Source organism: Kitasatospora viridis, assembly GCF_007829815.1.
Classification (GTDB): Bacteria; Actinomycetota; Actinomycetes; order Streptomycetales; family Streptomycetaceae; genus Kitasatospora; species Kitasatospora viridis.
This window is the reverse complement of sequence record NZ_VIWT01000004.1, coordinates 581,075-593,819: the sequence shown is the minus strand read 5'-3', so window position 1 is coordinate 593,819 and position 12,745 is coordinate 581,075. Positions and strand designations below refer to the sequence as shown.

Sequence of the window (12,745 nt, the reverse complement as noted above, 5' to 3'; positions counted from 1 at the left end):
CGACTGCGGTGCCGACCGCGGCCGGGTGCCGCGCGCCGGGGGCGGGCCGCCGCAGGGGAGCGGCCCGCCCCCGGCCTGCGGTAATTCGTTCGCCCGCAGCGCATGTGAGTGCTAGACAGGTGGCATGCTTCGTGGCGAGAAGATCCTGCTCAGGGCCCGGTACGCGGACGACGTGCCGCTGCTCCACCGTGAGCTGCACGACGACATCGCGGCCCGGGTCCGCACCACCGACCGGCCCTGGCGGCCGTGCCAGGTGGACGGTGCGGCCTCGCCGTTCGCGCCCGCCGGGCCGACGCCCGAGGCGGCGGTCTTCTCGGTGCTGGAGATGCCCGCCGGCAGTGACGACCCGGCGGACGGGGTGCTGGCCGGCGCCGCGTCGCTCTGGGGGATCGACCAGTACAACCGCGGTGCCCACCTGGGCATCTCGATCCTGCCGAGCCGGCGCGGGCGCGGCCTCGGCACCGATGTGGTGCGGGTGCTCTGCGAGTTCGGCTTCACGGTGGAGGGCCTGCGGCGGCTCCAGATGGAGACCCTGGAGGACAACACGGCGATGATCACCGCCGCCACCCGCGCGGGCTTCACCGTCGAGGGCCGGCTGCGCCGATCCGCCTGGGTGTACGGGGAGTTCCGGGACGAGGTGCTGCTCGGGCTGCTCGTCGAGGAGTGGAAGGGCGGTGCGGCTACCCGGGCGTAGGGTGCGGGCGACAGGCCCAACCCAACGGGAGTGAGCAGAAGATGACGGAGCACCAGCAGCAGCCCTCGGCCGAGCAGTCGGCGCCGTTCGAGACGCCGACCGAGACGTCGTTCGAGACGGTGGAGCTGGCGACCTACACGCCCGAGGACTGGCGGGGGATCGTCGGCGAGGAGCCCGACCCGGTCGGCATCGCGCACCTGGAGCTGACCTGGCGGCCGAAGGAGCAGCACCTGGGCCTGCGGGCGGGCGAGCGGCTGGTGGCGCACGCGGGCTGGGTCGAGGTGCCGGTCGAGCTGGGCGGCAGGGTGCTGCGGGTGGCCGGGCTCGGCGGCGTGGCGGTGGCCCCGGACCTGCGCCGGCGCGGGCTGGCCGGCACGGTGGTCACGGCGGCGATGGCGCACGCCCGCGCGGCCGGCCTCACCCACGGCCTGCTCTTCTGCTGGCCCCGCCTGTTCCCGCTGTACGGCGGCCTGGGCTGGCAGCAGGTGGCGGGCGGGGTGCGGATCGAGCAGCCCGACGGCCCGATCGCCATGCCGATGAGCGCGATGTGGGCGCCGCTGGCCGACGGGGCCGAGTGGTCCGAGGGCGAGGTCCGGCTGCGCTCGCTGCCGTTCTGAGCAGCCGGGCAAGGGCAGCCCGGGCAGGGGCGTTCAGGCATAGGCGTTCCGGGCAGGGAACCATTCGACGGTGACACGGTACGATCATCATATTACGCACCGTCACCTTGGAGGCCCCATGAGCACCGAGCCGGCCCCGGCGCCCCTGACCGCGCTCCCGGAGTCGGTGGACGAGGTGATCCAGCGGATGAAGCGGATCGACGCCGAGCTGCCCGCCACGGACGGCGTCGCCTGCTTCAACCGGATGTACCTCACGGTCACCGAGCTGGTCGCCGCCAAGCTGACCGAGGGCTTCTTCCAGGACGGCGCGTTCATCGAGCGGATGGACGTGATCTTCGCGGGGCTGTACTTCCGCAACGTGGACGCGGCCGCGGCCGGCCGCCCGGTGAACCCGGCCTGGGAGCCGCTGATCGCCGACCGCGGCAAGGGGGACCGGCTCTGGCCGATCCAGTTCGCGATGGCCGGCATGAACGCCCACATCAACCACGACCTGGCGCTCGCCGTGGTGCTCACCTGCCAGGAGCGGCGGACCAGCCCGGACGCCGCGCCGGTGCACGCCGACTACCAGAAGGTGGACCAGCTGCTCGCCCAGGTGGAGGTCCAGGTGCGGGAGGAGTTCGAGCCCGAGCGGCTCCGGCTCGCCACCGCCGACGCGCAGGCGCTGGAGCACCTGCTCTCCGACTGCACCATCGACGGTGCGCGCGACGCCGCCTGGCTCTCGGCCCAGTCGCTCTGGGTCGAGCGCGAACTCCCGTTCGCCTTCGACCTCTCCTGCGACGCGCTGGCCCGGACGGTCGGCGTGGCGGGCCACCTGCTGCTGACCCCGGTGGCCCCGCCGTCCGCCCGGTGAGCCGATCGTGAGTCGGCCGTGAGCTGCCCGTGATCTGACACCCCGTCAATTCCCAGGAAACACCCCGGTGCCGACGGCGCCGGGGTGTTTCCGCATGCCCTCCGGCACCCTCGGTGAGCGCGCGAACCGGCACCGTGACCAGCGTCGAGGTCAAGGGCGGGGTCAACGAGGGGCAATATTCAACAGAGTGTTGACGCGATGTTTCCGAGACGCTTAGCTGGGCGTCAACACGGCAGCGGGGCCGCGGCGCCACGAGCGTAATGCCCTTCGCTGCAAGCGAGTTGAGATTCGGCAGCCACATTGCCACGCCAGGCCCGGCGAATCGCCGCGCCCTCGTCACACCACCACCACACCGCGCCCTTCCGAGAGTCTGCCCCGGGAGGCAGGCCGAGTAAGGAGGGGGACCAGCATGCCCGAATCCGTCCGCCCAGCGGAGTCGGAAGCCACGACCCACCCCGGTGCCGTCCACCCCGTCGACGAACGACTTCCAGCGCGCCGCCTGGTGCCCGCTGCCCTGCAGCACATCGCCGCCATGTACGCCGGCGTGGTCGCCCCGCCGCTGATCATCGGCCCGGCCTGCGGGCTGGACGCCCGCGACCAGACCTTCCTGATCGCCGCCAGCCTGCTGGTGGCCGGGGCCGCGACCATGCTGCAGACCCTCGGCCTCGGCAGATTCGTCGGCAACCGGCTGCCCTTCGTCAACGCCGCCTCCTCGGCCGGCATCGGCCCGATGCTGGCGATCGCCGACCAGTCGCACGGCACCCACCGGCTGCCCACCATCCTCGGCGCGGTGATGATCGCGGGAGCCTTCTGCCTGCTGGTCGGACCGTTCTTCGGCCGGCTGATGCGGTTCTTCCCGCACCAGGTGATCGGCGTGGTGATCACCCTGATCGGCGTCACGCTGATCCCGGTCCCGGTGCAGTGGGCCCGCGGCGGCAGCGCCGCCGCGCCCGACTTCAACTCGCTGGGCAACCTGGCGCTGGCCGGCTTCACCCTGGTGGTGATCATCGCCATGCAGCGGTTCTTCACCGGCTTCCTGAAGCAGATCGCGCTGCTTCTCGGCATGCTGGTCGGCACCCTGGCCGCGATCCCGTTCGGCAAGGTGAACACCGGCGCCTTCACCAACGCCGCCACCGTCGCACTGCCCACCCCGTTCCGGTTCGGCGCCCCGGAGTTCCAGCCGGCCGCGATCGTCTCGATGTGCATCGTGATGCTGGTGCTGATGACCGAGAGCTCGGCCGGCATGCTGGCGATCGGCGAGATCACCGACCGCACGGTGGACCGCTCCACCGTCACCCGGGGCCTGCGCACCGACGGCGTGGCCACCTTCCTCGGCTCGATGTTCGGCTCCTGCGCCACCAGCGCTTTCGCGCAGAACGTCGGCGTGGTGCAGCTGACCCGGGTGCGCAGCCGGTTCGTGGTGGCGTCGGCCGGCCTGGTGCTGGTCGTGCTGGGGCTCTTCCCGAAGCTCGGCGCGGCCGTCGCGCTGGTGCCGATGCCGGTGCTCGGCGGCGCCGGGATCGTGCTCTTCGGCACCATCGCGGTGGGCGGCATCCGCTCGCTGGTCAAGATCAACCTGGACGACGCGCCGAACATCGTGATCATCGCGGTCTCGCTGGCCGTCGGCATCATCCCGCTGGCCGCGCCGGACGTCCGGGACGTGCACGGGGTGCTGGTCACCCCGGGCATCTACCACGACTTCCCGTCCTGGGCGCAGACCATCCTGGGCAGCGGGATCAGCGCCGGCGCGCTCACCGCCGTGCTGCTCAACCTGGTCTTCAACCACCTGGGCGCCCGCCGCCGGGCAGCGGCCGCGGAGCACGCGGTGGCGGTCCGCTAGCCGGACCCGAACGGACCGCCGGGAGTGCGCCGCCCCGACCCGACCCCCACGCGGGCCGGAAGCGCACTCCCGGCTTCGCCTTTCCCCGGGGCCCGTGGGTGCTCTCCACCCGGATCTGGCTGCCGCTGACCGGGCGGCTGCCCTGGCGACCATGGCCTTCCTCGAAGACGCCCACCGCCGGGGCGGGCTGCGCCGACGACACCGTCGCGCAGTGTCACCCGACCCGGGAGGGCGGGCGGCTGCCGCGCGACGGTGTCGTGGCCGGCGGCCCGTCAGCCCCGGAGCTCCACCAGGGCGACCGGCCGGTCCGTCGGCCGGCCCGGGACCGGGGTCAGGGCCAGCAGGGTGCGGGCGATCGCGTCGGAGTCGGCGAGGGTGACCGAGTTGACGCCGGGTCGGATCCCCGCCGCGGTCACCCAGTGCACGGACTCCGTCGGGATGCCGAAGGCGAAGCGCCGCGGGTGCGCCATGCCCTGGGCGTCGATCACCCGGTACGGGCGCTCGGTGACCGCGAGCCCGCCGGTCTCGTAGCTGCGTCCGTCGTTGCCGGGGATGCGGTAGGTGCTGCACTGGCCGGTGGCCTTGAGGTAGGCCAGCAGCGGGTCGGCGGTGCGCCGCAGGTCCGGCTCCGGCAGCCGGGCCTCGATCAGCACCGAGGCGGACACCGGTGCGCCGCCGACCCGGTCGGAGTGCGCGGTGAAGGCCGCCCGGTCCTGGTCCACGACCAGCCGCATGCCGGGACCGACGACCTCCAGCAGGCCGGCCCGGATCAGCGCCGCCATCTCCTCGATCCGGGAGGCCGGCGGACCGATCGACAGGAAGGCGTTGAGCGGGGTGTACCACCCCTCCAACTCCTCGCGGTGCGAGCGCCCTTCGAGGCCGCCGTGGTCCACCACCAGCCGGATCTCGTTGCGCAGGTCGCGCAGCACGTCCAGGGCGGCCTTGAGCGGCCCGCTGACGTTGCCGGCCCGGGCCTCCCGGACGTCCTGCTCCATGTACGGCAGCAGCCAGTCGTGGAAGTCCCGGCGGTCGGTGAAGGTGCGGTCCTGGTACGGGTAGGCGATCCGGGTCCAGTCCCAGTGGTCGGCGGGGGTGATGCCGAAGTCGGCCAGCAGCGCCTCCTCCTCCTGCCCGGCCTGGACGGTGAGGTAGCGGGGGGCGAAGTGCTTGGCCTCCTCGGTCTCGCCGCGGGCGGCCAGCAGCGCGCCGTAGTAGACGCCCTGCACCTCCCGGGCGATCAGCGGCCACAGGTCCGCGCTGAAGATCAACGGATCGCCGGAGGCGGCCCGCTGGCGCAGTTCGGCGACGACCTCCGGAATCAGCAGGCCGGGCTCGTGGCGGCCGTACGCGCCCTTCTCGTTCTCCCCGCGCGCGTGGTACGGGACGCCGCGGCGCGAGCCGGCGAACAGTCGGGGCTCCCGGCCGGAGGGGTGGTAGACCAGCCCGTCCCCGCTCTGCTCGAACCGGCCGCCCCGACCGGTGGTCAGCAGGGCCATGTAGTCGAAGAAGTTGAGGCCGAGCCCGCGCAGCAGCACCGACTGCCCGGGGGCGATCACGGCCAGGTCCACGTCCGCCGGGTTCGCGGGCGGCACGTAGAGCAGGCCGAGGTGCTGCGCGGTCCGCTCCAACTCCCGCTCCGCGCGCACCGGCACGGCCGGCACGTGCCCCTGGGCCAGCACCACCGCGTCCAGGGCGTCCAGGCGGGTGCCGTCCTGCAGGGTGACGACCTGCGCGCCGTCCACGGTGTCCACGGTGACCGCCCGGGAGCGGTGCACCCGGACGGAGATGTGCTCGGGCGCGCCGGCGACGATCTCGCGGAACGCGTCGCTGAGGTAGCGCCCGTAGAGCGAGCGGGTGGGGTAGGAGTCGGGCCCCAGGGCGGCCAGTTCGGCCCGCAGGGACTCGTCGCGGCCGGCGCCGGCCGGCGCGGCGGCACGGGTCGCCACCGCCCATTCGTACAGGCTGGGGCCGCTCTCGACCGGCCCCTCCATCTCCACGCTGTGGTCGGTGTAGACGGTGATCTGGGAGGCCACCGTGTTCATCAGCAACTGGGTCGACTGCGCGACCCGCCAGACCCGTCCCGGGCCGGGGGCCGACGGGTCGACCACGTGGACGACCACGGCCGGGTGCGCGGCCGACTTCCGCTCGTTGGCACAGAGCCGTTCTAGGACGGAGAGTCCGCGCGGCCCGGCGCCGACGATGCATACGCGCAAAGTGCTCGCTTCCACTTCGATTCCTCCGCTGATGGGGTTTGGCCCGGCGTCCGGGGCCGCGGCGCCGGACGCCGCCGCCGCACGGCCGCTGGTGGCGGCGGTGCGGCGGCGGTGTGCACTGAAGGTACGCCAATCGGGTGCGACGGCGTTGTGCTGGCCCTGCGGTGACGGTGTGTTGGACCGGTCCGGTGTCGATCTTGCGCCGCGCCGGTGTTGATCATGCGTCGGTCATGCGTCGGTCAGGCGTTGGTCAGGCGTCGAACATGAGCGTCAGCAGTGCCATCCGCACCGCCACGCCGTACGTGGCCTGGGCCCAGTAGGCGTTGAACGGGGTGTCGTCCACGTCGGTGGCCAACTCGCCCTTGCGCGGCAGCGGGTGCAGCACGGCCAGGTGCCGGCCCGCGTGTTCCTCCAGCAGCCGCCGGTCGATCGTCAGCGGCCGGGTGCGGTCCCCGGCGGCCGAGCGGAGCGACACCGTCGGGGAGGAGTACAGCACGTCGACCTTGGGCAGCAGCTCGACCACGCTGCCGCCGATGGTGACCGGCGGCCCGTCCGAGGCCCAGTCGGCCTCCTCGCCCTCCGGCCGGTCCATGCCGTCGGTGGCCACGGCGCTGACCTCGCAGTCGAAGTTCCGCAGCCCCAGCAGCAGGGAGTTGACGCAGCGCATCCGCAGGTCGTTGACCAGCAGCAGCCGCAGCCCGTCGATGGAGCCGAACCGCCGGTACAGGGTGTAGAGGTCGACCATGGCCTGGGTGGGGTGCTCGCCGGTCCCGTCGCCGCCGTTGATCAGCAGGGCGCCGGTCAGCCGGGCGGCGAGCTCGGCCGGGCGGCCGGTGGTCGGGTGGCGCAGCACGATGACGTCCGCGTAGGAGTCGAGCATCCGCAGGATGTCCTCGTCCGACTCGGCGGTGCTCCCCTCGGCCCGGGTGACGGACGGGTCGGCGAAGCCGGAGACCGTGCCGCCGAGCCGCAGCATCGCGGTCTCGTGCACCAGGCGGGTCCGGGTGCTCGGCTCGAAGAACGCCGTCATCATGATCCGGCCGTCCAACGGGCGCCTCAGGAAGGCGCGTTGGAGCCGGTCGGCCATGACGTCAGCGGTTCGGAAGAGCAGCTCCAGGTCCTCCCGGCCGTACTGGCGCATCGACAGCGCGTGCCTCCCGGCGAAGCCGCCCGAGGGGGCGGCCGCGCCTGGCGCCGAGGACACCTACCACCACCGGCCCTGCACGGACTTGGCGGTCCAGGTGCGGGAGTCCACCATGGCGTAGCCGGGGGAGACCGGGAAGTCCATGGTGTCGCCGCCCTGCTCCGCGATCCCGGCGATCTCCAGCATCAGCCGGTCCAGCAGCAGGCCCTGGGCCATCGGCGGGGCGCCCGGGATGATCGGGCAGGTGGCCCGCTCGATCAGCCAGTAGCGCTGCATGCTGTCCGCGGGGAAGGTCGGCCACTCCGGGATCAGCCGGCTCATCAGCTTCTCGGCGCGCTCGGGCGACATCTCCTCGTCCTCGGGCACGTTGAGCAGCTCCTCCAGCGGCATGGAGTCGCGGGTCCACTTCCACAGGAAGGTCCGGTTGCCGTAGACGTGCGCGGTCATCATGAACTTGCAGCGCTCGGAGCGGCGGAACGCGCGGTGCAGCGCGTAGCGGGCCTTGACCTCGTACGGCTCGATCTCGTCGAGCACGTAGTCGCAGCCCTCCAGGAAGGCGTCCGCCGATTCCTCGGTGATCCCGCCGGTGAAGACGTCGATGGCCACGTCCGGGGCCATCTTGTGCACCTCCTCGGCGACGACCTCGGCCTTGCTCTTGCCGATGGTGCCGAAGCCGGCGCCGAGCTGGCGGTTGATGTTGGAGTACTCGAAGGTGTCCAGGTCGGCGATCCGCAGCTTCAGCACGCCGAGCCGGGCCAGCCGGTCGACCATCGAGCCGCCGATGCCGCCGCAGCCGGCGACGCCGACCACCGCGTCCCGCAGCGTGGTCTGGCGGGCCCGGGCCTCGTCCTCGGTGTCGCCGAGCCAACCCAGGTTGCGGCTCACCCGTGCCCAGTAGAGCTCCTCGTCGTACTCGCTCGGGAAACTGTAGAAGGAATTCGAAGCCATCGGGTCTTCCTCTCCGGTGGTGTCGCAGGCCCGCCCTGCTGACTCAAGGGTCGGCGCCGGCGCGTGCTGCGGACAGGTCCAATGGGGAGCTGGCTTCGGAGCCAAGTTCGAAGGGGTCGAGTTCGACGAGGTCAAGTTCGACGGGGCCAAGTCGGGCCGGATGGTTCGCCGTTGGGTCAGCAGGTCAGCAGGTCAGCAGGTCAGCCGGCCAGGCGGCCGCGCCGGGGCTGGTCGCCCGCGGCGAGCAGCGGCGCCCAGGCGCGCACGGCCGCGGGGATCTGCGCCTCGCGCAGCGAGGCGAAGCCGAGCACGAAGCCGGGCAGCGCGGGCCGGTGGAAGGCGTACCGGCCCAGGTGCACCGGCGGCCTGGTGGCCGGTCCGGCCGGCGCCGGCACGGGGCCGAGCCGGGCGCTGTTCGGCAGGGCGACGGTGAGGAAGCCGCCGCCCTGCTCGTGGCCGACCAAGTGCCGGTCGTCGCCGTGCAGTTCGCACAGGGCCCGGAGCAGCGCGGCGCGCCGCTCGGCGCAGGCCTCGGCGCTGCGGTGCAGGAAGCCGACGAACCGGTGGTGCTCCAGGAAGTCGGCGAGTGCGGCCTGGGTCACGGCGGACGCCTCGGTGTCCATCACGCCGGCCACCCGGTCCACCCGGTCCAGCAGTTCGGGCGGCAGGACGCAGTAGCCGAGCCGGACCTGCGGGAACAGCACCGAGTCGAAGCTGCCCACGTGGATCACCTGGTCGTGCCCCGCCTCGCTCCAGAGCGCCCGGTCGGCACGGGAGTTGAGGAACGGCCCGTCCCGTTCGACGTCCACGATCCAGCCACCGTGCTCGCGCGCGTGGCGCAGCAGCGCGGTGCGCCGGGCCGGTGACAGCGCCGCGCCGAGCGGCAGTTGGTGCGCGGCGGAGACCACCGCGAGCCGGGCGCCGGGGTGGTGCTCCACGGCGTGCCAGACGTTCAGCCCGTCCTGGTCGACCGGGATGGCGACGGGCTCGGCGCCGTTCCAGCAGAGCAGTTGGCGCAGCCGGGGATCGCCGGGGTCCTCGCACCAGACGGTGTCGCCGACGTCGAGCAGGCTGCGGGCCAGCAGTTCGACGGTGGCCTCGACCCCGCGGGTGACCACCACCTGGTCCGGCGAGCAGACGATGCCGCGGGAGGCGCCGAGGAACGCCGCGATGGCGGCCCGCAGGGCCGGCAGGCCCAACCGGTCCGCGCCGACCAGCAGCCGCTCGCCGGACAGCCGCAGCCGGCGGCTCAGCAGGGCCGTCCACAGCTGCATCGGGAAGAGGTCGAGCGGGGGGACGTCGACGGGGAACGCGGTGCCCACCGCGGATGGGCGCGGCGCGGGGGCGGCGGTCCGGGCGGGCGCCGGGGTCGGGCCGGAGCAACTGCCCGGCGCGGTGGCCGACCTGACGGCCGGGCCCCGGTGCGGGGCCCGCAGCGTGGTGCTGACGACCGTTCCGCCGCCCGCCCGGCCCTCGACGCAGCCGTCCTCCTGGAGCCGCTGGTAGGCGAGCAGCACGGTGTTGCGCGAGATGCCGAGGGCGGCGGCCAGGGCGCGCGAGGACGGCAGCCGGCTGCCCGGTCCCACCCGGCCGCTCGCCACGATGAGGTGGCGCAGCTGGGTGTAGAGCTGGTGGTAGAGCGGCTCGTCGCTGTCCCGCAGGATCACGTCCCGACAGGCCGTCAGACTGCTGATCTTCAGCGGCAGGCTGCCGGCGGCCGTTCCCTCGGTCCTGGCGCTCATTCAAACCACCTCACCCAGAAAGGCGTCACAAAAGTTATCGGGGGGCGAAACTCTGGACATCAATGGGGCGTGCTGATCATTTTCCGGATACCCTGCTTTTGTTGTCGGGGTGTGTTCTCCATGTTACCGTCACAAACGGAATCATCTGACGGTCGGTCATGGGGCCAGGGGCGGCAGAGCCCGTAGGGAGGGACATGTTCGATGAGTTCCCAGGGTGCGGTTGACCAGGCGGAACATCGTAGACCGGCGGTACCGGTCGAATCCGTCGAGGTATCCACGGCACCGGCGTCCGGGAAAATAGAGCTGAGACACCTGAGAGGATTCGTCGCGGTCGCCGACGAGCTCAGTTTCACCCGGGCCGCGAAACGGCTCTGCGTGAGCCAATCCAGCCTCACCCGCGCGGTCGACGCACTGGAGAAGAGCCTCGGCGCACGACTGCTCAGGCGCACCACCCGCAGCGTCGCCCTCACCAAGGAGGGCGAGTACCTCAAGACCACGCTGGACCGGCTGTTGCGGGACCTCGACTCCGCGCTGGAGGTCAACCGGTACTTCCACCCGCTCCGGCTGGGATTCGCCTGGCTGCTCCCCGACCTGTGGGCCCAGGAGGCGCTGACGGTATTCGAGGCGGCCACCGGCGGGCGGCTCGACCTGATCCGGTACGACGAGGCGCTGGCCGGCGTCGACCGCGGGCTCACCGATATCGCGGTCATCCGCGGAAACGCGCCGCCGGGGCTGGAAAGCGTCCTGCTCTTCCACGAAAGAAGGGTCATCGCGGTCAGCCGCACCTCCCCGCTCGCCGAGCAGTCGAATATCGCCTGGTCAGAATTGTCCCAGCATTCCCTGGTCATCAACGTGGTCAGTGGGACGACGCGCCTGGACCAGTGGCCGGAGGGTTCCCGGCCCACCGCGTCGAGCCTGTGCCAGAACTTCGACGAATGGCTGGAGACGGTGGCGGCGGGGCGCGGCATCGGCGTCGTTCCCGGAATTGCCGTGCACCGGGTCGCGCACCCCGCCGTCCGCTTCCTGCCGCTGCGCGGCGCGCCGCTGGTGCCGGTGCGGCTGGTGTACCCGCGCCAGGGGGCGCACCCGCTGGTGGGCGCCTTCGTCGAGGCCGCCCGGTCCGCCAAGTGCCCGGCCTACGCCTATCCGCCGTGATCCACGCCGGGTCGCTCGCCCGGGTCGCTCGCCCGGTCCGCTCGCCCGCGCGTCGCTTCGCGCCGTCCCGGCGCGCGGGCGACGCCGGGTCAGCGGGCCAGCAGGCCCGCCACCACCTCGGGCGGGATGCCGGCCTTCAGGTCCTCCTCGGCGGCCCGGCGGGCGTTGCGCCGCAGCTCCTCCAGCACCTGGTTGTAGTTGAACTCGCTCACCGCCTCGACCCGCCACTCCACCATGGTCGAGTACGGGTCGAGTATCGCCGCCAACTCCTTGGGCGTGTCCACCTCGATCAGCACGAAGCCGGCCGAGCCGGTCGGGAAGGTGTACCAACCGCGCAGGAACGCGGGCTGGTTGGACCCGGCATCGTGCCGCTGGAGGAAGCGCCGGGCCAGATCGGTCGAGCGGACCTGCGGCAGGGCCTGGTAGGCGCAGTACCACAGCATGCGACACCTCTTCTTCTACGTGGTTGTCAGGTCTACGGGGCTATCAGGTGCCCGGGCACCGGCAGTTGCCGGTCCCGCGGCCGTGCTGCCACCGGCGGCGGCGCAACGGGTGCCGGCCGGCTCACGGCTCCTCACCCGCCTCCAGGACGGCGGCCAGTTCTTGGTAGGACAGTTCGGCGGCGCCGCCCAGGGCGGCCGGCCGGCCGCCGGCCAGCAGCTCGACCACGGCCGCCCGGGCGGCGGCCATCGCGAGCCGGTAGACGGCGGACCCGGCCGAGACCCGCCGCACGCCGAGCCGGCGCAACTCCTCGATCGGCGGCAGGTCCGGTCGCAGCAGCAGGTTCAGCGGCACGCCGTCGGTGGCGGCCACCAACTCCCCGATCATCCGGCGCTGTTCGTCGACGGTCGGGCCGACCGGCGGGAACCCGGGGACGAACACGCAGTCGGCGCCCGCCTCCTGATACCGGTTCAGCCGCCGCACCGTGTCGGCGAACCGCCGGTCGGCCGGACCGGCCGCCAGCCAGTAGGTGTCGGTGCGGGCGTTGACCACCACCGGCACGCCCGCCTGATCGGCGGCCGTGCGCGCCGCCGTGATCCGCTCGGCGTGCGCCTGCGGCGCCACCAGCCGCTCGGCGGTGTCGGGTGCGCCGTCCTCCAGGTTCACCCCGACGGCGCCCAACTCGACGACGGAGGCCACCGTGTCGGCCACCTCGCGCGGGGTGCTGCCGTAGCCCGACTCCAGGTCGACGCTGACCGGCAGCGCGACCGACCGGGTGAGCACGGCCAGGGTGGCCAGCAACTGGTCGATGCTCAGCCGCTCGCCGTCCGGCAGGCCGTGCACCGCGGCCATCCCCGCACTGGTGGTGGCCAGCGCCCGGACCCCCGGGAGCCGGGAGATCAGCGCGGCGCTGCCGAGGTCCCAGACGTTGGCCAGCACCAGTACCTCGGGCCCCTGGTGGAGCCGCTGGAACAGCCTGGCCTTCGCCCGCACCGCGTCGGGGTCCGACCCGATGCCGTCGAGGCCTCCGACGAGCCGCTCCGGCTCCTCGCCTCTCGCCGTGTCCATCAGCACGCACCTCGCTCCCAGCTCACAGGGGTC

At 72.8% G+C, this 12,745-nt stretch carries 11 protein-coding genes; 5 read left to right on the top strand and 6 right to left on the bottom strand.

Annotated features, from left to right (window positions below):
- Positions 1-124 precede the first annotated feature (124 nt).
- The 4 genes from FHX73_RS36275 to FHX73_RS36260 all read left to right on the top strand — a co-directional run bounded on the left by FHX73_RS36275 (position 125) and on the right by FHX73_RS36260 (position 4,001).
- On the top strand, positions 125-694 hold the full coding sequence (locus tag FHX73_RS36275) for a GNAT family N-acetyltransferase (protein WP_145910253.1): 570 nt from the start codon (positions 125-127) through the stop codon (positions 692-694).
- A 41-nt stretch (positions 695-735) separates the two neighbouring features.
- Positions 736-1,311, top strand: a complete 576-nt coding sequence (locus tag FHX73_RS36270; RefSeq protein WP_145910252.1) for a GNAT family N-acetyltransferase — start codon at positions 736-738, stop codon at positions 1,309-1,311.
- A 118-nt stretch (positions 1,312-1,429) separates the two neighbouring features.
- A complete protein-coding gene (locus FHX73_RS36265; RefSeq protein WP_145910251.1) occupies positions 1,430-2,161 on the top strand; it encodes a DUF5995 family protein in 732 nt (243 codons plus the stop codon).
- A gap of 409 nt (positions 2,162-2,570) precedes the next feature.
- Positions 2,571-4,001 (top strand): nucleobase:cation symporter-2 family protein, encoded by a 1,431-nt coding sequence (locus FHX73_RS36260; protein ID WP_145910250.1) that lies wholly within the window; start codon positions 2,571-2,573, stop codon positions 3,999-4,001.
- Between the two features lie 272 nt (positions 4,002-4,273).
- On the opposite strand, the gene FHX73_RS36255 is transcribed toward FHX73_RS36260, so the two are convergent.
- From FHX73_RS36255 to FHX73_RS36240, 4 genes are all read right to left on the bottom strand, one after another.
- Entirely contained in the window at positions 4,274-6,229 is a 1,956-nt protein-coding gene (locus FHX73_RS36255; protein ID WP_145910249.1) for an FAD/NAD(P)-binding protein, read from the bottom strand.
- A 235-nt stretch (positions 6,230-6,464) separates the two neighbouring features.
- The gene (locus FHX73_RS36250) at positions 6,465-7,418 is read right to left on the bottom strand and encodes an aspartate/ornithine carbamoyltransferase family protein (protein WP_211786442.1); all 954 of its coding nucleotides are present in this window, start codon (positions 7,416-7,418) and stop codon (positions 6,465-6,467) included.
- Entirely contained in the window at positions 7,419-8,306 is an 888-nt protein-coding gene (locus FHX73_RS36245) for a ThiF family adenylyltransferase (RefSeq protein ID WP_145910248.1), read from the bottom strand.
- A 200-nt stretch (positions 8,307-8,506) separates the two neighbouring features.
- Complete coding sequence (locus tag FHX73_RS36240; RefSeq protein WP_145910247.1) at positions 8,507-10,048, bottom strand: aminotransferase-like domain-containing protein; 1,542 nt, start codon at positions 10,046-10,048, stop codon at positions 8,507-8,509.
- 201 nt (positions 10,049-10,249) lie between these two features.
- On the opposite strand from FHX73_RS36240, the gene FHX73_RS36235 reads away from it, so the two are divergent.
- Entirely contained in the window at positions 10,250-11,203 is a 954-nt protein-coding gene (locus FHX73_RS36235; RefSeq protein WP_145910246.1) for a LysR family transcriptional regulator, read from the top strand.
- An 89-nt stretch (positions 11,204-11,292) separates the two neighbouring features.
- Here the strand turns inward: FHX73_RS36235 and FHX73_RS36230 are convergent, their stop codons facing one another.
- Positions 11,293-11,646: a DUF3303 family protein gene (locus FHX73_RS36230; protein ID WP_145910245.1), complete on the bottom strand. Its 354-nt coding sequence runs from the start codon at positions 11,644-11,646 to the stop codon at positions 11,293-11,295.
- Between the two features lie 121 nt (positions 11,647-11,767).
- Positions 11,768-12,712: an isocitrate lyase/PEP mutase family protein gene (locus FHX73_RS36225; protein WP_145910244.1), complete on the bottom strand. Its 945-nt coding sequence runs from the start codon at positions 12,710-12,712 to the stop codon at positions 11,768-11,770.
- Between the last annotated feature and the right edge of the window lie 33 nt (positions 12,713-12,745).